General features: G+C 69.4%; 17 protein-coding genes and 1 tRNA gene. 7 read left to right on the forward strand and 11 right to left on the reverse strand.

All coding sequences use genetic code 11. The features are described from left to right. The 3 genes from selA to AVE30378_RS13730 all read left to right on the forward strand — a co-directional run bounded on the left by selA (window position 1) and on the right by AVE30378_RS13730 (window position 3,473). A complete protein-coding gene (gene selA, locus AVE30378_RS13720) occupies window positions 1-1,422 on the forward strand; it encodes an L-seryl-tRNA(Sec) selenium transferase (protein WP_129241425.1) in 1,422 nt (473 codons plus the stop codon). Beyond that, window positions 1,419-3,365: a selenocysteine-specific translation elongation factor gene (selB, locus tag AVE30378_RS13725; protein ID WP_129241426.1), complete on the forward strand. Its 1,947-nt coding sequence runs from the start codon at window positions 1,419-1,421 to the stop codon at window positions 3,363-3,365. Before selA ends, selB begins: the two co-directional genes overlap by 4 nt. A gap of 12 nt (window positions 3,366-3,377) precedes the next feature. Then, window positions 3,378-3,473: transfer RNA gene (locus tag AVE30378_RS13730), tRNA-Sec, on the forward strand. Between the two features lie 18 nt (window positions 3,474-3,491). On the opposite strand, the gene AVE30378_RS13735 is transcribed toward AVE30378_RS13730, so the two are convergent. Both AVE30378_RS13735 and AVE30378_RS13740 read right to left on the reverse strand, forming a co-directional pair. Then, a complete protein-coding gene (locus tag AVE30378_RS13735) occupies window positions 3,492-4,031 on the reverse strand; it encodes a TlpA disulfide reductase family protein (protein WP_129241427.1) in 540 nt (179 codons plus the stop codon). Window positions 4,032-4,051: 20 nt separating this feature from the next. Next, the gene (locus AVE30378_RS13740) at window positions 4,052-5,149 is read right to left on the reverse strand and encodes a transglutaminase-like domain-containing protein (RefSeq protein WP_129241428.1); all 1,098 of its coding nucleotides are present in this window, start codon (window positions 5,147-5,149) and stop codon (window positions 4,052-4,054) included. A 139-nt stretch (window positions 5,150-5,288) separates the two neighbouring features. Between AVE30378_RS13740 and selD the strand changes: the two genes are divergently transcribed. Continuing rightward, window positions 5,289-6,350: a selenide, water dikinase SelD gene (selD, locus tag AVE30378_RS13745; protein ID WP_129241429.1), complete on the forward strand. Its 1,062-nt coding sequence runs from the start codon at window positions 5,289-5,291 to the stop codon at window positions 6,348-6,350. A 1-nt stretch (window position 6,351) separates the two neighbouring features. On the opposite strand, the gene AVE30378_RS13750 is transcribed toward selD, so the two are convergent. Continuing rightward, on the reverse strand, window positions 6,352-7,269 hold the full coding sequence (locus tag AVE30378_RS13750) for a LysR substrate-binding domain-containing protein (RefSeq protein ID WP_129241430.1): 918 nt from the start codon (window positions 7,267-7,269) through the stop codon (window positions 6,352-6,354). A 171-nt stretch (window positions 7,270-7,440) separates the two neighbouring features. On the opposite strand from AVE30378_RS13750, the gene AVE30378_RS13755 reads away from it, so the two are divergent. Together AVE30378_RS13755 and AVE30378_RS13760 are read left to right on the forward strand one after the other, a co-directional pair. Then, window positions 7,441-7,650 (forward strand): DUF2917 domain-containing protein, encoded by a 210-nt coding sequence (locus AVE30378_RS13755; RefSeq protein WP_129241460.1) that lies wholly within the window; start codon window positions 7,441-7,443, stop codon window positions 7,648-7,650. 18 nt (window positions 7,651-7,668) lie between these two features. After that, the gene (locus AVE30378_RS13760) at window positions 7,669-8,322 is read left to right on the forward strand and encodes a 2-hydroxychromene-2-carboxylate isomerase (protein WP_129241431.1); all 654 of its coding nucleotides are present in this window, start codon (window positions 7,669-7,671) and stop codon (window positions 8,320-8,322) included. Between the two features lie 281 nt (window positions 8,323-8,603). Here AVE30378_RS13760 and AVE30378_RS13770 read toward each other — a convergent pair whose 3' ends face one another. Together AVE30378_RS13770 and adh are read right to left on the reverse strand one after the other, a co-directional pair. Further along, window positions 8,604-8,984, reverse strand: a complete 381-nt coding sequence (locus AVE30378_RS13770; protein ID WP_129241433.1) for a DUF779 domain-containing protein — start codon at window positions 8,982-8,984, stop codon at window positions 8,604-8,606. Between the two features lie 58 nt (window positions 8,985-9,042). After that, window positions 9,043-10,572, reverse strand: a complete 1,530-nt coding sequence (gene adh, locus AVE30378_RS13775; protein WP_129241434.1) for an aldehyde dehydrogenase — start codon at window positions 10,570-10,572, stop codon at window positions 9,043-9,045. A 284-nt stretch (window positions 10,573-10,856) separates the two neighbouring features. Here adh and AVE30378_RS13780 point away from each other — a divergent pair, with 284 nt between their 5' ends. Beyond that, complete coding sequence (locus AVE30378_RS13780) at window positions 10,857-12,734, forward strand: sigma-54-dependent Fis family transcriptional regulator (RefSeq protein WP_129241435.1); 1,878 nt, start codon at window positions 10,857-10,859, stop codon at window positions 12,732-12,734. 9 nt (window positions 12,735-12,743) lie between these two features. On the opposite strand, the gene trpC is transcribed toward AVE30378_RS13780, so the two are convergent. The 6 genes from trpC to rpe form a co-directional block, all read right to left on the reverse strand. After that, window positions 12,744-13,532 (reverse strand): indole-3-glycerol phosphate synthase TrpC, encoded by a 789-nt coding sequence (gene trpC / locus AVE30378_RS13785; protein ID WP_129241436.1) that lies wholly within the window; start codon window positions 13,530-13,532, stop codon window positions 12,744-12,746. After that, entirely contained in the window at window positions 13,529-14,560 is a 1,032-nt protein-coding gene (gene trpD / locus AVE30378_RS13790) for an anthranilate phosphoribosyltransferase (protein WP_129241437.1), read from the reverse strand. Before trpD ends, trpC begins: the two co-directional genes overlap by 4 nt. A 12-nt stretch (window positions 14,561-14,572) precedes the next feature. Next, entirely contained in the window at window positions 14,573-15,139 is a 567-nt protein-coding gene (locus AVE30378_RS13795; protein WP_129241438.1) for an anthranilate synthase component II, read from the reverse strand. Window positions 15,140-15,183: 44 nt separating this feature from the next. Further along, a complete protein-coding gene (trpE, locus tag AVE30378_RS13800) occupies window positions 15,184-16,704 on the reverse strand; it encodes an anthranilate synthase component I (RefSeq protein ID WP_129241439.1) in 1,521 nt (506 codons plus the stop codon). 276 nt (window positions 16,705-16,980) lie between these two features. Beyond that, complete coding sequence (locus AVE30378_RS13805; RefSeq protein WP_129241440.1) at window positions 16,981-17,688, reverse strand: phosphoglycolate phosphatase; 708 nt, start codon at window positions 17,686-17,688, stop codon at window positions 16,981-16,983. 15 nt (window positions 17,689-17,703) lie between these two features. Continuing rightward, window positions 17,704-18,432, reverse strand: a complete 729-nt coding sequence (rpe, locus tag AVE30378_RS13810; RefSeq protein ID WP_129241441.1) for a ribulose-phosphate 3-epimerase — start codon at window positions 18,430-18,432, stop codon at window positions 17,704-17,706. Window positions 18,433-18,458: the final 26 nt, after the last annotated feature.

An 18,458-nucleotide genomic window follows, 5' to 3' on the forward strand; every position in this document is an offset into this window, starting at 1 on the left:
ATGCCCAAGTCCGGCCCCGGCGCCGCCGTTTCCGATATCCCGTCGCTCGACCGCCTGCTGAACGCCCAGGCCCTGGCGCCCGCGCTGGCGGAACACGGCCGCAGCCAGGTGGTGGCGGCCCTGCGCAAGGACCTGGCCGCGCTGCGCGAGCGCGCCCTGGCTGGCGGGCTGCCGAAGGCCGAGCTGGACGAGGCCGCGGTCGCGGCGCGCGTCGCGGGCGAACTCGCCCGGCGGGCCCGGCCGCGCCTGCGCGCCGTCTACAACCTGACCGGCACGGTGCTGCACACCAACCTGGGCCGGGCGCTGCTGCCGGACGAGGCGGTGGCGTCGGTGCTGCGCGCCCTGAGTTCGCCCGCCAACCTGGAGTTCGACCTGGACTCCGGCGGCCGCGGGGACCGCGACGATCTCATCGACGAACTGCTGTGCGAGCTGACCGGCGCGGAAGCCGCCACCGTCGTCAACAACAACGCCGCCGCCGTGCTGCTGATGCTCAACGCGCTGGCGGACCGGCGCGAGGTCGTGGTGTCGCGCGGCGAACTGGTCGAGATCGGCGGCGCTTTCCGGATTCCGGACATCATGAAGCGCGCCGGCGCCAAGCTGATCGAAGTCGGCACCACCAACCGCACGCACGCCGCCGACTACGAAAGCGCCATCGGCGCCCGCACGGCCATGCTGATGAAGGTGCATTGCAGCAATTACGCCGTGACCGGCTTCACCAAGAGCGTGGGCGTGGCCGAGGTGGCCGCGATGGCGCACGCGCGCGGCCTGCCCGCCACGGTGGACCTGGGCAGCGGCACGCTGGTGGACCTGACGCAATTCGGCCTGCCCCGCGAAGACACCGTGCGCGAAACCATCGAGGCCGGCGCGGACCTGGTCACGTTCAGCGGCGACAAGTTGCTGGGCGGCCCGCAGGCCGGGCTGCTGGTGGGCCGCGCCGACCTGATCCGCAAGATCAAGAAGAACCCGCTCAAGCGCGCCCTGCGCGTCGGCAAGCTGACCCTGGCGGCGCTGGAGCCCGTGCTGGGGCTGTACCGCGCGCCCGAGTTCCTGGCCGAGCGGCTGACCACGCTGCGCCTGCTGACGCGCCCGCAGCGCGACATCCAGCCGCAGGCCGAGCGCCTGCGCGGCGCGCTGGCGCACGCGGCGGGCCCCCACTACGCGGTCGAGGCCGTGCCGATGTTCAGCCAGATCGGCAGCGGCGCCCTGCCGGTGGACCAGTTGCCCAGCTACGGCCTGGAGGTGCGCTATGCCGGCACAGGGCGTCCGGGACGGCACCTGGACAAGCTGGAGGCCCGGCTGCGCGGCCTGCCCGTGCCCGTGATCGGCCGCATCGCCGACGACGCCCTGTGGCTGGACCTGCGCTGCCTGGAAGCGGCCCACGAAGCGGACTTCGCCGCGCAATTGACGGAGCCGCTCGCATGATCGTCGGCACGGCCGGCCACATCGACCACGGCAAGACCACGCTGGTGCGCGCGCTGACGGGCGTGGACACCGACAGGCTCAAGGAAGAGAAGGCGCGCGGCATTTCCATCGAGCTGGGCTACGCCTATACGCCGCTGCCCAATGGCGACGTGCTGGGCTTTATCGACGTGCCTGGCCATGAAAAGCTCGTCCACACGATGGCGGCGGGCGCCAGCGGGATCGACTTCGGCCTGCTGATCGTGGCGGCGGACGATGGCGTCATGCCCCAGACGCGTGAGCACCTGGCCATCCTGGCCCTGCTGGGCGTGGCGCGCGGCGCGGTGGCGCTCACCAAGACCGACCGCGCCGACGGCGAGCGGCAGGCGGCGGTGCGCGCGGAGATCGCGGCGCTGGCGGCGGGCACCTTCCTGGACGGCGCGCCCGTGTTCGGCGTGTGCGCGTCGCGGCCCGGCGACGCGGGCACGGCGCACCTGAAGGCCCACCTGGACGAGCAGGCGCAGGCCATGCCGCGGCGGGACCGCCAGGGCCTGTTCCGGCTGGCGGTGGACCGCGTGTTCACGCTGGCGGGCCATGGCACGGTGGTGACGGGGACGGCCCATGCGGGCGAGGTCCGCGTGGGCGACGAGGCGGCCGAGTTGCTGCTGATGCCCGCCGGCACGCGCGTGCGGGTGCGCGGCATCCACGCGCAGAACCAGCCCAGCGAGACCGGCGCGGCCGGCCAGCGCTGCGCGCTGAACCTGGCGGGCATCGACAAGAGCGCCATCGCGCGCGGCGACTGGATCGCGGACGCGCGGTGTTTCCTGCCGTCGCGCCACGTCGATGCGGCGCTGACGCTGCTGGACTCGGCGGACGCGCCCGTGCGCGCCTGGTCGCCGTTGCACGTGCACATCGGCGCGGCGCGCCACGTGGCGCACGCCGTGCCGCTCAGCGCGGAGTCGATCGCGCCGGGGCAGTCCGGCTGGGTGCAACTGGTGTTCGACGAGCCGGTCTGCGCCATGCCGGGAGACCGCTGCATCGTGCGCAATGCGCAGGCCACGCGCACGGTCGGCGGCGGCCGGGTGCTGGACCCGAACGCGCCCGACCGCAAGCGCCGGTCCGCCGCGCGCCTGCAATGGCTGCGAGCGCTGTCGGACATGCTGGATGGCGGCAGCCTGCGGCCCGTGCTGGAGCATGCCGCGCTGGGGCTGGACGAAGGGGCCCTGCAGCGCCTGACGGGCCAGCCCGTGCGGGACATCCAGGCGCCCGAGGGCGCGCTGTGGATCGAGGCGCGGACCGAGCAGGCGCCGCGAACCTTGATCCTGGCGGCCCATTGGGACGCGCTGCGCGAACGCATGGAACAGGCGCTGGCGGCCTTCCACCAGGGCGCGCCGGACGAGCCCGGGCCCGACGGCGCGCGCCTGCGCCGTATGGCGATGCCGGCCGGGCCGGACGCGCTGTGGCAGGCGGCGCTGGACGACCTCCAGCGGCAAGGCCGCATCGTGCGCAACGGCCCGTGGCTGCACCTGCCCGGCCATGCCGCGACCCTGGGGCCCGAGGAATCGGAACTGGCCGCGCGGATACTGCCGCTGCTGGCCGCGGGGGCGTTCGATCCGCCCTGGGTGCGCGACCTGGCCCGGACGCTGGCCGTGCCGGAAGACCGCGTGCGGCAACTGCTGCGCAAGCTGCTGCGGCGCGGAGACGTGGGCCAGGTCGTGAAGGACCTGTTCTATCACCGCGGCCAGGTGGACGCCCTGGCGGCGCTGGCGGCGGACCTGGCCGCGCAGCCGGCGGGGCTGAACGCGGCGGTGTTCCGCGACGCCACGGGGCTGGGAAGAAAGCGGGCGATCCAGATCCTGGAATTCTTCGACCGCGTCGGGTACACGCGGCGCGTGCGCGACATGCACGTGCTGCGCCACGATAGCGCCTACGGGGGGACGCAAGCGGCGCGGCAGCCGGTATCATAGGCGGGCCATCGCGGAAGGCATCCGTGCCCGGTGGCGCGGCTGGGCTTCAAACCCAGTTGGGGGCGTCAGACGCTCCCAGGTAGGTTCGACTCCTGCTGCCTTCCGCCATCTTTCCTGCGCCGCGCGCTACGCCCGCAGCATCCGCGTCACCACGCCGCCCACGCGGTCCGACTGCCAGTCCAGTTCCCCCAGGTGCCAATACCGCACGGATCCGCCGCGGTCCACCAGGTAGTTGGCGGGCAGGCCGATCGCCTCCCATTGCTTGGACGCGGCGCTGTTCCGGTCGTGCAGCACCGTTCCCGCAACCGGCCACTTCGCCAGGAAGGTGCTGATCTTGCCCAGCGATTCGCCCACGTTCACCGCCACCAGGCGCAGCCCCTCTTCGCGGTGGCGCTTGGCCATCGCGGACATGACGGGGATTTCGTCGCGGCAGGGATCGCACCAGGTGGCCCAGAAACTCACGATGACGACGCTGCCGCGCCAGGCGGAGAGCTTCTTTTCGCGGCCCGACAGGTCGGGCAGGGCCAGCGGGGGCGTCGGGGCGGTCCAGGCGGCCCAGTCCGGGCCGGTGGCCGTCTTGAGCGCGCTGTCGCTGGCGGCGCGCGCAAGCCAGGGCAGGGCCGCCAGCGACAAGCCGGATTGCAGAAGCTGGCGGCGGCTGACCATGGCGGATCCCCGCTGCGGGCTCAGGCGGAAAGCGGCCTGGAGGTGAGCCGGTAGCTGAAGCCGTCGGGGTCCAGGCTGTCCAGGCGGCCGTCGGCGGTTTCCCCGTTGGGGTACATCAGGAAGGGCACGGGGCCGTGGGAGGCGCCGGGCAGGACCACGTCATGGCCGTGGTTGTACGCGACCCAGTTCATTTCCCAGGCGCCGAACAGCATGACGCGCGCGGCCCGGACCTTGGCGTCGGTGAGCGGCAATTCCCCGGGGGGTTCTTCCAGCATGACCTTGCGCACGTCGGCGGGATCGACGGGGATCCAGCCGTAGCCCGCGGCGTAGAACTCGGCGCGGCAGTGCTGCGCCTTGGTGACGTCGCCGGCCTTGCCCAGGCTCTTGTAGCCGAGTTCCGAATCGGCGACGCGCAGCCCGTAGGCGTCGCGCGCGGGGATGCCCGAGGCGCGCGCCAGCGCGACGAACAGCGAATTGATGTCGGCGCACTTGCCGTTCAGGTCGTTGGCGGTCAGCATGTACCGCACGTCGCCCACGCCGCAGCCCCGGGTGGAGGCGGTCCGACAGGTATTTTCGACGACCCATTCGTAGAGGGCGCGGGCGCGCGCCAGGTCGCCCTGGTGGCCGCGCGTGATACGGTCCGCGGTGGTCTTGACGATGCCGTCGGTGGGCAGCAGCGTGGTGGGCTTGAGGTATTCCCGCAGGGCGGCGGGGCTTTCGCGTTCGGCGTCCGCGGGGGGCGGCTGCGTCAGGTCCACGCGCCGGTTGCGGGTCTGGAAGCGGCTGGTCACGGTCACCGCGCGCTGCGCCTGCGCGTCCGGCCATTCCACGGCCAGCATCTGGACCCCGTAGCCGGGGGCCTGCGTCAACCGGGCGGCGCCGCCGCCGTCCACCTGCCAGGCGGTCTGCGCCCCGCGCTGGTAGGGGGTGTCGGTGGCATAGGGGACCGGGATCCAGATGCGCGTATGGGCGCCTGGATCCTTCACGCTGATATAGGTGGTCAGTTCGAAGGCGCGCCATCCGGCGCTGACGGGCGCTTGCGCGGCGCGCGCGGCCTGGGGCAATGCGCTGGCCGCGCACAGGGCGCCCGAGAAACGGAGAAAGTGTCGGCGATCCATGTAGCCCTCACTCACGGTGAAGATTGGCTGTCGGTGCGCCCGGCGACGGGCGGCCGTCCGTTGCTGCGTTCTGCCGGACCATCATAGGGCGAATCCCGCCGGCGGTGCTATCCTTTTCCGCTGACGAATGGAGATCGAGATGACCCAGGATGTTGCCAGCGCGGCGGTGCCGCGGTTGACTTCGCTTTCCCATGGCGGGGGCTGCGGCTGCAAGATCGCGCCGGGCGTGCTGTCGGCGCTGCTGGCGCGTTTCGGCCCCGCCGCCAGCTATCCCAACCTGATGGTCGGCACCGAGACCGCCGACGACGCGGCGGTGTACCGGCTCAACGACGAGCAGGCGCTCATCGCCACCACCGACTTCTTCATGCCCATCGTGGACGACCCGTTCGACTTCGGCCGCATCGCGGCGACGAACGCGCTGTCGGACGTGTACGCGATGGGCGGCACCCCGATCATGGCGCTGGCGATCGTCGGCATGCCGATCAACGTGCTGCCGCACAGCGTCATCGCGGACATCCTGCGCGGCGGCGAATCGGTGTGCGAGGATGCCGGCATCCCGGTGGCGGGCGGCCACAGCATCGATTCCGTCGAACCCATCTACGGTCTCGCGGCGATGGGCCTGGTGCATCCGGCCCGCGTGAAGCGCAACGCCGATGCGCGCGCGGGCGACGTGCTGATCCTGGGCAAGGGCCTGGGCGTGGGCATCCTGTCGGCGGCGCTGAAGAAGAACCGGCTGGACGACGCCGGCTACCGCGTGATGATAGCCACGACCACCCGCCTGAACCGTCCGGGGCCGGCGCTGGCCGCGCTGGACGGCGTGCACGCGGTTACCGACGTGACCGGCTTCGGCCTGCTGGGCCACGCGCTGGAAATGGCGCGCGGCGCGAAACTGACCGCGCGCCTGCGGCTGGCGTCCCTGCCCTGGCTGCCGGGCGTGCAGGCCTACGCGGCGGACGGCGTCATCACCGGCGCCTCCGGCCGCAACTGGGCGTCCTACGGCGAATCCATCCGCCTGGGCGACGCGGTCACCGACACGCAGCGCGCCCTGCTGACCGATCCCCAGACTTCCGGCGGCCTGCTGGTGTCCTGCGCGCCGGAGGCGGCCGAGGCCGTGCTGGACCTGTTCCGCGAGCAGGGGTTCGACCAGGCGGCCGTCATCGGCGAAATGACGGCTGGCGAGCCCGTGGTGCGCGTGGAGTGAGCTACGAGGTCAGGTCGCGCGCGGTCGCCGCGGCCTGTTCCATCAGCCATTGCGTGACGACGTCCGCGTCCGGCGTGCTGCGGCGCGCATTGCGCACCAGCCAGTAGGCCAGTTCGGTGGCGTGGGCGGCCTGCCCGCCCAGGGCCTCCAGGCGCTTGTCCGCCAGCATCGGCGCGATCAGCGCCAGCCGTCCCAGCGCGATGCCATGGCCCGCCAGCGCCGCGTGCACGATCTGGTCGTACTGGTTGAAGCGCAGCATGCCCTTGGCCGGGATCCGGCCCAGGCCGCGCGCGTTCAGCCATTCCTGCCATTGCAGCCACGGCCGCGTGGGGTCGTCGAATTCCAGCAGCACGTGGCGTTGCAGTTCGCGCGCATCCAGTCCGCGCGCCCCGAGGGAAGGGTGCGCCACCGGCACCACCGATTCGCCGAAGAGCCACGCGGCGCTGTCCGGCACGCCGTCGCGCAGGCTGTAGCGGATCGCGATGTCCACGTTCTCGCGGTCGATGTCGATGAGCCGGTTGTCGGCGGCCACGCGCACGTCGATGTGCGGATGGGCCTCCTGGAAATCGCCCAGGCGGGGCAGCAGCCAGAGCGAGGCCACGCCGATGGTCGTCGTGATGGTCACGGGGGTGCGCCGCTCCGGCGCCCGCAGTTGTTCGGTCAGGTCGCCCAGTTGGCTCAGCCAGACGTCGGCCATGCGGAACAACTGCGCGCCTTCGGAGGTGAACGACACGCTGCGGAAGCCCCGCAGCAGCAGAGGCACGCCCAGGTGGGCTTCCAGCGCCCGGATCTGGCGGCTCACGGCCGACTGGGTCACGTGCAGGTCCTGCGCCGCCAGCGTGATGCTCATGCGGCGGCCCACGGCCACGAAGCCTCGGACCAGATCGAGCGGCGGGAGTTTGGCCAGTGGGTATGACATTCGTGAAACTCATGCGTATCGGACGGAAATGTCGCTTGAGCAATAGTACTCCGAGGGCGTTCAATAGAACCCAGACGACGGGTCTATGGGCGGCAGCCCGGCGATCCGCCGCGATCGCCGCCGCCGCGGCCCGGGAGGAACGCCATGATCCAGGTATGTTGCACTGCGGGAATGTCATTCCGTTTGGCCGGCGGGTCGACTATGCTGCTGAAGCGGGCATCGGGCCTCCGCATCGTGTGCCACGCCGGCACCTTGTGGGTATCCGAATACCGCCGCTACGATGACAGCGTGCTCCAAGCCGGTGATTCCGTCACCGTCGGCAGCGATCGCGACGTCGTTCTCAGCGGCCTGCCGGATGCGCAGGTCGCGCTAATTTCCTAGGCCCTTCCGGAGTTCGTGATGACCGCATCCCCGCCCGATACGCCCCGCATCGAGATGTGGTTCGATTTCGCCAGCCCGTACAGCTATCTGGCCATCGAGCGCATCGACGCCCTGGCGCGGGACGCCGGCGTCCGGGTCGACCTGCGTCCCTTCCTGCTGGGGCCGATCTTCCAGGCGCAGGGCTGGAACGACACGCCTTTCCGGCTTTTTCCCGGAAAAGGCGCCTACATGATGCGGGACATCGCCCGCCTTGCCGAAAAATACGGCGTGGTCTACAACCGGCCGCGCCTGTTTCCGCGCATGAGCGTACTGCCCGCGCGCATCGCCCTGCTGGGCCAGGACGAGCCCTGGGGCCGCGATTTCTGCCTGGCGGTTTTCCGCGCCAATTTCCAGCACGACCTGGACATCCAGGCCGAAGACGTCGTGCACGAGCTGCTGACGGATCTGTCGCTCGACGCGGACGGCCTGATCGCCCGCGGCAAGTCCGAGGCCGCCAAGGAAGCGCTGCGCCGCCGGGTCGACCGCGCGCGCAACCTGGGCCTGTTCGGCGCGCCCACCTTCTTCGTGGACGGCGAGATGTTCTGGGGTAACGACCGCCTGGAAGACGCGCTCGACTGGACGCGCCGGCCGGCGTCCGCCCATTCGCGGCCGCAGTCCGCGGCCCGCGCCTGAGCACGGGCGCCACGCAGGTTTTTTCGCCAACGCACCTTCAAGAAATGAAGAACGCCAGCAGTGCCTATCGCGGCGCGCCCATGCCGGGCGGCCGTTCGTTCACGCAATTCCGCGCCGCCCGCATCCGGCGCGTATCGTTCCAGTGGGAACAGGCCGAACGCCCGCAGTGTCTGACACCCCACGAGCCGCCCGGGCAAGTCGCAGAAGCCGTGTCTGACACCCCAACGCGCCGGCGCGGCGCATCGAACGGACTTCCCCGGGTGTCTGACACATAAGGACCGCTAACCGCCCCGCGTCACCGGCGCCACCCTCGTCCATTCCTCGTCCGAATACAGCCGCGAGCGCAGCAGGAAGCGCTTGCCCTCGGCGCTGTCCAGCGAAAAGGCGCCGCCGCGGCCGGGGACGGCGTCGATGATGAGCTGGGTGTGTTCCCAGTAGGCGAACTGGTCCTCGCCCATGTAGAACGGGCAGCCTTCCAGGTCGCCCAGCAGCACGTCCGAGCCGCCCACCATGAATTCCCCCTGCGGATAGCACATGGGCGAACTGCCGTCGCAGCATCCGCCCGACTGGTGGAACATCAGCGGGCCGTGCTTGGTCCGCAGGGTATCGATCAGTTGGCGCGCGTCGTCGGTCGCGACCACGCGCGGGGTGTGCTCTGCCATGATGTCGTCCTCTCGGGCGCGCCAGGCCGGAAGGCCCGGCGCGCCCGCTGGTCGGGGATCAGAAGAAACCCAGCTTCTTCGGCGAGTAGCTCACCAGCAGGTTCTTCGTCTGCTGGTAGTGGTTGAGCATCATCTTGTGGTTCTCGCGTCCGATACCGGATTGCTTGTAGCCGCCGAACGCCGCGTGCGCCGGATAGGCGTGGTAGCAGTTGGTCCACACGCGGCCGGCCTTGATCGCGCGTCCCATGCGATAGCACGTGTTCGCGTCGCGCGACCACACGCCGGCGCCCAGGCCGTAGAGCGTATCGTTGGCCAGGGCCAGCGCGTCGTCGGCGTCCTTGAAGGTCGTCACCGCCACCACCGGGCCGAAGATTTCTTCCTGGAACACGCGCATCTTGTTGTGTCCCTTGAAAACCGTGGGCTGCACGTAGTAGCCGCCTTCCAGCGCGCCCTGCATCTGCGCGCGCGCGCCGCCGGCCAGCACGTCGGCGCCTTCCTGCTTGCCGATGTCCAGGTACGACAGGATCTTCTCCAGTTGCTCGGTCGACGCCTGCGCGCCCAGCATGGTGTCGGCGTCCAGCGGATTGCCCTGCTTGATCTCGGCCACGCGCTTCAAGGCGCGTTCCATGAACTTGTCGTACAGGGATTCCTGGATCAGCGCGCGGCTGGGGCAGGTGCAGACTTCGCCCTGGTTCAGCGCGAACATGACGAAGCCTTCGACGGCCTTGTCCAGGAAGTCGTCGTCCTGCGCGGCCACGTCGGCGAAGAAGATGTTGGGCGATTTCCCGCCCAGCTCCAGGGTGACGGGGATGATGTTCTGCGAGGCGTACTGCATGATCAGGCGCCCGGTGGTGGTTTCGCCCGTGAAGGCGATCTTGGCGATGCGCTTGCTGGAGGCCAGCGGCTTGCCGGCTTCCAGGCCGAAGCCGGTGACCACGTTCACCACGCCCGGGGGCAGGATGTCGCCGATCAGCTCCATCAGCAGCAGGATGCCCAGCGGCGTCTGTTCGGCGGGCTTGAGCACCACGCAATTGCCGGCGGCCAGCGCGGGCGCCAGCTTCCATGCCGCCATCAGGATGGGGAAGTTCCACGGGATGATCTGGCCCACGACGCCCAGCGGCTCGTTGAAGTGATAGGCCACGGTGTCATGGTCGATCTCGGATAGGCCGCCTTCCTGGCTGCGGATGCACGAGGCGAAGTAGCGGAAGTGGTCGATCGCCAGCGGGATGTCGGCGGCGCGGGCCTCGCGTATCGGCTTGCCGTTGTCCCAGGTTTCGGCCGTGGCCAGGCGTTCGAGGTTGGCTTCCATGACGTCGGCGATCTGCATCAGCATGCGGGCGCGCTCGGCGGCCGGCGTGGCGCCCCATTTGGGGGCGGCGCGATGCGCGGCGTCCAGCGCCAGCTCGATGTCGCGCTCCTTGGAGCGGGCGTTGCGGGTCAGGGTCTGGCCCGTGACCGGGGTGACGTTGTCGAAGTATTCGCCGTCCGCCGGCTTCTGCCACTTGCCGTCGATGAAATTGTCGTACTGGGTCTTGAGGTCCAGGCGCGTGCCATAGGTGTCGGGGGTAACGCGGGTAGCGATGTCCATGCTTGTCTCCGGTATTGTGGGAATGCGGCAGTCGGCTGCCTGTCCTGTATCAAGCAAGGAACGTGCCAGACCGCGTTCTCCCCTGGACAGCCCGCTTCCTGCATGCGAAAGTAGACTTTCAAAGCGGACGATGCGCAGCAGTGCCCTTCGAGGGCCGGCCCGTTCAGGGCCCAGCAAGCCCGCGCAGCGGGCGCGGCGTGGGAACTCCAGGTGAGGCCCCCCGTCGCGTTTTGCGACAGTGTCGCGGAACAGGTGTCGCAGAATGCCTGTCCAAGGAGACAAGCATGGCCACTCATTCCCGTCAGCACGCGCTGACGCAAGCGCGCCTGCTGTTCAACCAGCAGGGCGCCGTGCCCGGCGGCATGGTCGCCGAGCCCATCCTGCGATCGTGGCGGCGCTGCGCCGACCTGGGCTTCGACATGCGCGGCGTGCGCCGCGCCGAACTCATGACGCAGGGCGAACTGCGCGAAGCGCAGCAGCGCAACGAGGCGCTGCGCCGGATGTCCGAACCCGCCATGTCCCTGCTGCGCGGCCAGGCCGGCGGCAGCGGCAGCCTGGTGATCCTGTCCGACGCCCAGGGGCTGGTGCTGGACAGCGGCGGCGACATGGAATTCGCCCAGCGCGCCTCGCGCGTCGCGCTCATGCCCGGCGCGCCCTGGGACGAGGCCGCGGCGGGCACCAACGCCATCGGCACCGCGCTGGTGGAAGGCCGGCCCATCGCGGTCCATGGCGCGGAACACTATTTCGAACCGAACCGCATCCTGACCTGCGCGGCGGTCCCCATCTCCGACGGCGAGGGCCGCACGCTGGGCGTGCTGGACCTGTCCAGCCAGGCGCGCGAGCTGCGGCCCGATGTGCTTGAACTGGTGCGCGCGGCAGTGGACCTGATCGAGCACCGCCTGTTCGAGCAGGCCTACGAACAGCAGGCCGTGCTGCGGCTGCATGCCCATCATTCCGGCCTGGGCCTGCCGGGCGAGGGGCTGCTGGCCTTCGAGGGCGACCTGCTGGTCGGCGCCAACCGCTGCGCCTTGCAGGCGCTGGGCCTGGCGCCCACCGCCTTGGGCGTGTACCGCTACGCGGATGTTTTCGACGGCGATATCGAGCGCTGCCCCGACGCGGCGGGCCGGGTGCAGGCGCGTTCAGGCGCGGTGTACCACGCGCGCCTGCGCTGGCCGCGCTCCCGCGCCCGCCAGGCGCCGGCCCTGCCGGCCTTGCCGCCAGCCGATGCCGCGCGCCCCGCCGGGCCGAATTTCGACGCCGAGACCCTGGGCGCGCTGGCGCGCGCCGTGCACCTGTCGGACGCGGGCGTGTCCATCCTCCTGCAAGGCGAAACCGGCGTGGGCAAGGAAGTGTTCGCGCGGCAACTGCATGCGCGCGGCAGGCGGGCGGCGGGGCCGTTCGTGGCGGTGAACTGCGCGGCGCTGCCGGAAAGCCTGATCGAATCCGAATTGTTCGGCTACGAAGACGGCGCGTTCACCGGCGCGCGCCGCCAGGGCAGCAAAGGCCTGCTGCGGCAGGCGCACGGCGGCGTGCTGTTCCTGGACGAAATCGGCGACATGCCGCTGATACTGCAATCGCGCCTGTTGCGCGTGTTGCAGACGCGCGAGGTATCGCCGCTGGGCGCGGCGCGGCCGGTGCCGGTGGATTTTGCGCTGGTATGCGCCACGCACCGCCCGCTGGCGCACGAAGGGCCCGACGCGCCGGTGCGGCCCGACCTGTATTTCCGGATCGCCGAATACACCGTGACGCTGGAGCCGCTGCGCGCGCGCGCGGACCGCCTAGAACTCCTGCGCGGCCTGTGGGCGGCGCATGGCGCGGGGCCGCTCCTGCCGCCGGACATCGAAGCCATCCTGCTTGCCTACCCGTGGCCCGGCAACTACCGGCAGATGGTGGCGGTGCTGCGCACGCTGCACGTGCTGGCCGGGCCGGCGGGCAGGGTCGACGCCGCCATGCTGCCCGCGGATATCCGCGGCGCGCAAGCCGGCCCGCCGCCCGCGGACAGGGGCGATCCGGCGGATCTCAAGGTAATGGCGGACTCGGCGATCCGCGACGCCCTGGCCGCGCACGGCGGCAACGTCAGCCGCGCGGCGCGGGCCCTGGGCGTGCACCGCAGCACCCTGTACCGGCGCGCCGCGGCGCTTGCTCCGCCGCGCACGCGGTAAGGGGCGGGGTCAGCCGACCAGGCGCGCGAGTTCCGCGCCCGGGTCCTTGGCGCGCATGAAGGCCTCGCCCACCAGGAAGGCGTCGACCTTGTGGCTGCGCATCAGTTTCACGTCTTCCGGCGTGAGGATGCCGCTTTCGGTCACGACGCGCTTGCCCGCGGGGATGCGCGGCAGGAGGTCCAGCGTGTTCGAGAGGCTGGTCTCGAACGTGCGCAGATTGCGGTTGTTGATGCCCAGCAGGGGCGTCTTCATTTCCAGCGCGATGTCCAGTTCCTTGGCGTCGTGCACTTCCACCAGCACGTCCATGCCCAGCTCCATCGCCAGCGTTTCCATGTCGCGCAATTGGGCGGGGGTGAGCGCGGCCACGATCAGCAGCACGCAGTCCGCGCCCATCGCGCGCGCGGCGATGATCTGGTAGGGATCTATCACGAAATCCTTGCGCAGGACCGGCAGCGAGCAGGCCGCGCGGGCCTGGCGCAGGTGGTCGTGCGAGCCCTGGAAGAACTGCACGTCGGTCAGCACGGACAGGCAGGCCGCCCCGTGCACCGCGTAGGAGGCCGCGATCTCGGCGGGGTTGAAGGTGTCGCGCAGCACGCCCTTGGAGGGCGAGGCTTTCTTGATTTCGGCGATGACGCCGGCCTTGCCCTGGGAGATCTTGTCTTCGATGGACTGGGCGAAGCCGCGGACGTCCTGCCGCGCCTGCGCTTCGCGCAGGACTTCGGCTTCGCTGCGCATCTGGCGGGCGGCGGCGACTTCCTCGACCTTGACGGCGAGGATCTTCGCAAGAATATCGTTCATTTCTGGAATTTCCGGGTATATGCGCAGAATTCTTCCAGCTTGGCTCGCGCCGCGCCGGTGGAAATCAGTTCGAATGCTAGCGCTAAGGCAGCGGGAATGGAATCGGCTTTATTGCCGGCATAGATCGCAAGCCCGGCATTGAGCGCGACAATGTCGCGGGCCGTGCCCTCGACATTCTCCAGCGCCTCGATGACAAGCTCGCGCGATTGTTCGCGATTGGACACCTTGATGCCCCGGTTGGACATCATGGATAGCCCGTAGTCCTCGGGATGGATTTCATATTCGAGGATTTTGCCGTCCTTGAGTTCCCCGACCATGGTGGCGCCGCCCAGCGAGGCTTCGTCCATGCCGTCCTTGCCGTGCACGACCAGCACGTGGCGCGAGCCCAGGCGTTCCAGCACGCGGACCTGGATGCCGACCAGGTCCGGGTGGAAGACGCCCATCAACTGGTTGGCGGCGCCGGCCGGGTTGGTCAGGGGCCCCAGGATGTTGAAGATCGTCCGGACGGCCAGCTCCTTGCGGATGGCGGCCACGTTCTTCATGGCGCCATGGTGGGCGGGCGCGAACATGAAGCCGATGCCGGTCGCCTGGATGCATTCGGCCACTTCCTCGGGCGCGAGCACGAGGTTGGCCCCCAGGGCTTCCAGCACGTCGGCGCTGCCGCTGGAGGACGAGGCGCTGCGGTTGCCGTGCTTGGCGATGGGCACGCCGGCCGCCGCCGCCACGAACATGGCGGTGGTGGAAATGTTGAAGGTATGGCTGCCGTCGCCGCCGGTGCCGCACATGTCCAGCAGGTCTTCGGGATTGGGGGTGGCCACGGGCGTAGCGAATTCGCGCATGACCTGCGCGGCCGCCGTGATTTCGCCGATGGTTTCCTTTTTAACGCGCAGGCCCATCAGCAGGGCGCTTGCGATCTGCGGCGACATCTCGCCGCGCATCAGCATGCGCATCAGGTGCAGCATTTCGTCGTGGAAAATTTCGCGGTGTTCAATACAGCGCGTCAGCGCTTCGGTGGAGGAAATCGTCACGGTGCTTCCTTCTTAGGCGAGGTTCAGGAAATTGCGCAGCAGGGCATGGCCATGCTCGCTGAGCACGGATTCGGGATGGAACTGTACTCCGTACAGCGGCAGGGTCTTGTGGGCCACGCCCATGATGTCGCCGTCCGGGGCCGTCGCCGTCACCGCCAGGCAGTCGGGCAGGGTGGCCGGGTCTATGGTCAGCGAGTTGTAACGGATGGCCGTGTACGGGGTGGGCAGGCCGGCGAAGATGTCGGTGCCCGTGTGCGAGATCCGGACGGTCTTGCCATGCATGATCTGCTGCGCGCGCACGATGTCGCCGCCATAGGCGGCGCCGATGGCCTGGTGGCCCAGGCACACGCCCAGGATGGGCTTCTTGCCCGCGAAGGCCTGGATGACGGGCACCGAAATGCCCGCCTCGGCGGGGGAGCAGGGGCCGGGCGACACGCAGATGCGGTCCGGATTCATGGCGGAGATGTCTTCCAGCGTGATCTGGTCGTTGCGCGCCACGCGCACGTCTTCGCCCAGTTCGCCGAAGTACTGGACCAGGTTGTAGGTAAAAGAGTCGTAATTGTCGATCATCAACAGCATTGTTTTCTCCGTGCGGGCGGTAGTCGGTTCAGGCGGGGCCGGGATCAGATGGGTTCGTCCAGGCCGTGCTGCACCTGTTCGGCCGCGCGCAGCACCGCGCGGGCCTTGGCTTCCGTTTCGGCCCATTCGGCTTCGGGGCTGGAATCCGCCACGATGCCGGCGGCGGCCTGCACGTACAGCGTGCCGTCCTTGATGACGCCGGTGCGGATGGCGATGGCCACGTCCATTTCGCCGCCATAGGAGAGGTAGCCGGCCGCGCCGCCGTAGATGCCGCGGCGCACGGGCTCCAGCTCGTCGATGATCTTCATGGCCTCGACCTTGGGGGCGCCGGTCAGGGTGCCGGCGGGGAAGGACGCGCGCAGCACGTCCATGCTGCTCATGCCGGGGTTCAGGTTGCCCGTCACGTTGGACACCAGGTGCATCACGTGCGAATAGCGCTCGATCACCATGGTGTCGCTGACCTTCACGGAGCCCACCTCGGCCACGCGGCCCACGTCGTTGCGCGCCAGGTCGATCAGCATCACGTGTTCGGCCACTTCCTTGGGATCGGCCTTCAGTTCGGCCGCCAGGGCGGCGTCCTCTTCGGGCGTGGCGCCGCGCTTGCGGGTGCCGGCCAGCGGGCGGATCGTGATCTGCGATTTCGGCTCGCCGTTGTCCACCACGCGCTCCTGGCGCACCAGGATCTCGGGCGACGCGCCCACGACCTGGAAGTCGCCGAAGTTCCAGAAGTACATGTAGGGGGAGGGATTGAGGGACCGCAGGGCGCGGTAGAGGGAGAGGGGGGAGTCGCGGAAGGGCTTGGCGATGACCTGGCCGATCTGCACCTGCATCAGGTCGCCGGCGGCGATGTGTTCCTTGGCCCGTCGCACCGCGGCCAGATAGTCTTCCTTCTTGAAGTCGCGCCGCTCGTCGGTCTGCATGCTGGCGTGGCTGTAGGGGATTTCCACCGGACGCCGCAGGCGGGCGCGCAGGTCGTGCAGGCGCTGCTGGGCGCGGCTGTAGGCTTCGGGCTGGCTGGGGTCGGCGTAGACCATCAGGTAGATGCGCCCGGCCAGGTTGTCCACGATGACCAGTTCGTCCACGTGCATCAGCATCAGGTCCGGCGTGCCGCCTTCCATGCCGGCGGGGAACGGCTTGACCGCGGGGCCCAGGCAGGGCTCGATGTGGCGCACCGTGTCGTAGCCGAAGTAGCCGGCCAGGCCGCCGCAGAAGCGCGGCATGCCGGGGCGCAGGGCGACCTTGAAGCGGCTTTGGTATTGCTCGATGAAGGCCAGCGGGTCGCCGTCATGGGTTTCGGCGACCTTGCCGTCGTGCAGGACCTCGGTGCGGGTGCCGCTGGCGCGGATCACCGTGCGGGCCGGCAGGCCGATGAACGAATAGCGGCCGAAGCGCTCGCCGCCCACCACCGATTCCATCAGGCAGGTCATGCGGCCGGCCAGCGGGCCGGCGTGCGCCAGCTTCAGGTAGATGCCGAGAGGGGTGTCCAGGTCGGCGTAGGTTTCGGCGACCAGCGGGATGCGGTTGTAGCCTTCCGCGGCAAGGGCCTTGAATTCGATTTCGGTCATGTCGGGTCTCGTAAGCGATTGATTTGCTATCGGACCAGGCATACAGCAAAAAGCCCGGTCCAGGTTACTGGTTCCGGGCTTGGCTCTGTGGTTACACAGCTACGGCACTAGGCGGCATACGCGTCCAGGGCCGGGAGGGATCATCGCCACCCGGAAGACAAACGCCACCAGCGCCACGAGGCGCCGAGCATTTGGTTCTGGATGGAAACGTTCATTGAGCTGTATTCGTACGGTATGGAATTCGCGATAAGCCTGCCAGCGAGCCTTCAGGGGCGTTCAAGAGCCGGTTTTTGCCGCATTCCGGGTTTGATTCCAGAGCGCGACCCACTGGGCGGCGTCGACTAGCGTGTCAACTATACCATCGACGTCCAGCTCGCGCACGTCCCTTCCTTCGTTGTAGCCATAAGGCACCACCAGGACCTGCGTGCCGGCGCTGCGGCCGGCCTGGGCGTCATTGAGCGAATCGCCGATGGTCACGGTTTCCTGCACGGACACGCCGAGCAGCCCGCAGGCATGCAGCACCTGGTCGGGATCCGGCTTGCGGCGCGCGCAGGTGTCGCCGCAGACCACGGCCTCGAAAAAGCCCGCCAGGCCCGTGCGCTGCAGCAGCGGCAGCGTGAACTCGGTGGGCTTGTTGGTGACGACGGCCAGCTTCAGGCCCTGGTCGCGCAGTTGCTTCAGGCCGTCGATGACGCCGGGGTACACCATTGCCTTTTCGCCGTTGGCCAGGTGGTAGTGCCGGTAGAACGCCACGCGGGCGCGGTCGAACGCGGCGGGTTCGGGGTCGGCGCCGTCCAGGCTGCCCGCCAGGCTGCGGCGGACCAGGTTGTCCACGCCCTTGCCCACGAAAGTGGCCACCACGTCCTCGCGCAGCGGGGACATGCCCAGTTCCACGCGCATGGCGTTGGCGGCGAAGGCCAGGTCGGGGATGGAGTCGAGGAGGGTGCCGTCCAGATCCAGCAGCGCGGCGCGAAAAGCGGTCATGTCGGTTCCCGGTCTTTAGATGGCGGTGGTTTCGCCGATGGCGATCTGCTCGCGCATGGACTTGATGATGCCGGCGTAGTCCGGCTTGCCGAAGATGGCGGAGCCGGCCACGAAGGTGTCGGCGCCCGCGCGGCGGACTTCGGCGATGTTGTCGATCTTGACGCCGCCATCGACCTGCAAGGCGATTTCCTGGCCGCCGGCCTGAGTCCAGGCGTCGATCCGGGCGCGCGCCTCGCGCAGCTTGGTCAGGGCGGCGGGGATGAAGCTCTGGCCGCCGAAGCCCGGGTTCACCGACATGATCAGGACCAGGTCGATCTTGTCCATCACGTAGTCCAGGTACGACAGCGGGGTGGCGGGATTGAACACCAGGCCGGCCTTACAGCCGTTTTCGCGGATCAGCGACAGCGTGCGGTCCACGTGGCGGCTGGCGTCCGGGTGGAAGCTGATGTAGTCGGCGCCGGCCTTGGCGAACATCGGGACCAGGTCGTCCACCGGCTCGACCATCAGGTGCACGTCGATGGGCACCGATACGTGGGGACGGATCGCCGCGCATACCATCGGGCCGATCGTCAGGTTGGGGACATAGTGGTTGTCCATCACGTCCACGTGGATCCAGTCGGCGCCCGCGGCGACGACGTTGCGGACTTCCTCGCCCAGGCGGGCAAAGTCAGCCGACAGGATGCTGGGGGTGATGCGGGTGGAGGCCGATTGGGTAGACATGATGTTCGGAGTGGGTGAGGGCATAATGTGCCATTATTGCAGCTTGAGCC

The sequence above is a fragment of the Achromobacter veterisilvae genome (assembly GCF_900496975.1).
GTDB classification, from domain to species: Bacteria; Pseudomonadota; Gammaproteobacteria; order Burkholderiales; family Burkholderiaceae_B; genus Achromobacter; species Achromobacter veterisilvae.

Coding starts and splice junctions, on each gene's coding strand:
- AVE30378_RS13795 (WP_129241438.1), bottom strand. CDS start 15,139: ATGCTGTTGATGATCGACAATTACGACTCTTTTACCTACAACCTGGTC.
- AVE30378_RS13735 (WP_129241427.1), bottom strand. CDS start 4,031: ATGGTCAGCCGCCGCCAGCTTCTGCAATCCGGCTTGTCGCTGGCGGCC.
- AVE30378_RS13805 (WP_129241440.1), bottom strand. CDS start 17,688: ATGACCGCTTTTCGCGCCGCGCTGCTGGATCTGGACGGCACCCTCCTC.
- adh (WP_129241434.1), bottom strand. CDS start 10,572: ATGGACATCGCTACCCGCGTTACCCCCGACACCTATGGCACGCGCCTG.
- rpe (WP_129241441.1), bottom strand. CDS start 18,432: ATGCCCTCACCCACTCCGAACATCATGTCTACCCAATCGGCCTCCACC.
- AVE30378_RS13770 (WP_129241433.1), bottom strand. CDS start 8,984: ATGGCAGAGCACACCCCGCGCGTGGTCGCGACCGACGACGCGCGCCAA.
- trpE (WP_129241439.1), bottom strand. CDS start 16,704: ATGACCGAAATCGAATTCAAGGCCCTTGCCGCGGAAGGCTACAACCGC.
- selB (WP_129241426.1), top strand. CDS start 1,419: ATGATCGTCGGCACGGCCGGCCACATCGACCACGGCAAGACCACGCTG.
- AVE30378_RS13760 (WP_129241431.1), top strand. CDS start 7,669: ATGACCGCATCCCCGCCCGATACGCCCCGCATCGAGATGTGGTTCGAT.
- selA (WP_129241425.1), top strand. CDS start 1: ATGCCCAAGTCCGGCCCCGGCGCCGCCGTTTCCGATATCCCGTCGCTC.
- AVE30378_RS13755 (WP_129241460.1), top strand. CDS start 7,441: ATGTCATTCCGTTTGGCCGGCGGGTCGACTATGCTGCTGAAGCGGGCA.
- trpC (WP_129241436.1), bottom strand. CDS start 13,532: ATGAACGATATTCTTGCGAAGATCCTCGCCGTCAAGGTCGAGGAAGTC.
- selD (WP_129241429.1), top strand. CDS start 5,289: ATGACCCAGGATGTTGCCAGCGCGGCGGTGCCGCGGTTGACTTCGCTT.
- AVE30378_RS13750 (WP_129241430.1), bottom strand. CDS start 7,269: ATGTCATACCCACTGGCCAAACTCCCGCCGCTCGATCTGGTCCGAGGC.
- AVE30378_RS13740 (WP_129241428.1), bottom strand. CDS start 5,149: ATGGATCGCCGACACTTTCTCCGTTTCTCGGGCGCCCTGTGCGCGGCC.
- AVE30378_RS13780 (WP_129241435.1), top strand. CDS start 10,857: ATGGCCACTCATTCCCGTCAGCACGCGCTGACGCAAGCGCGCCTGCTG.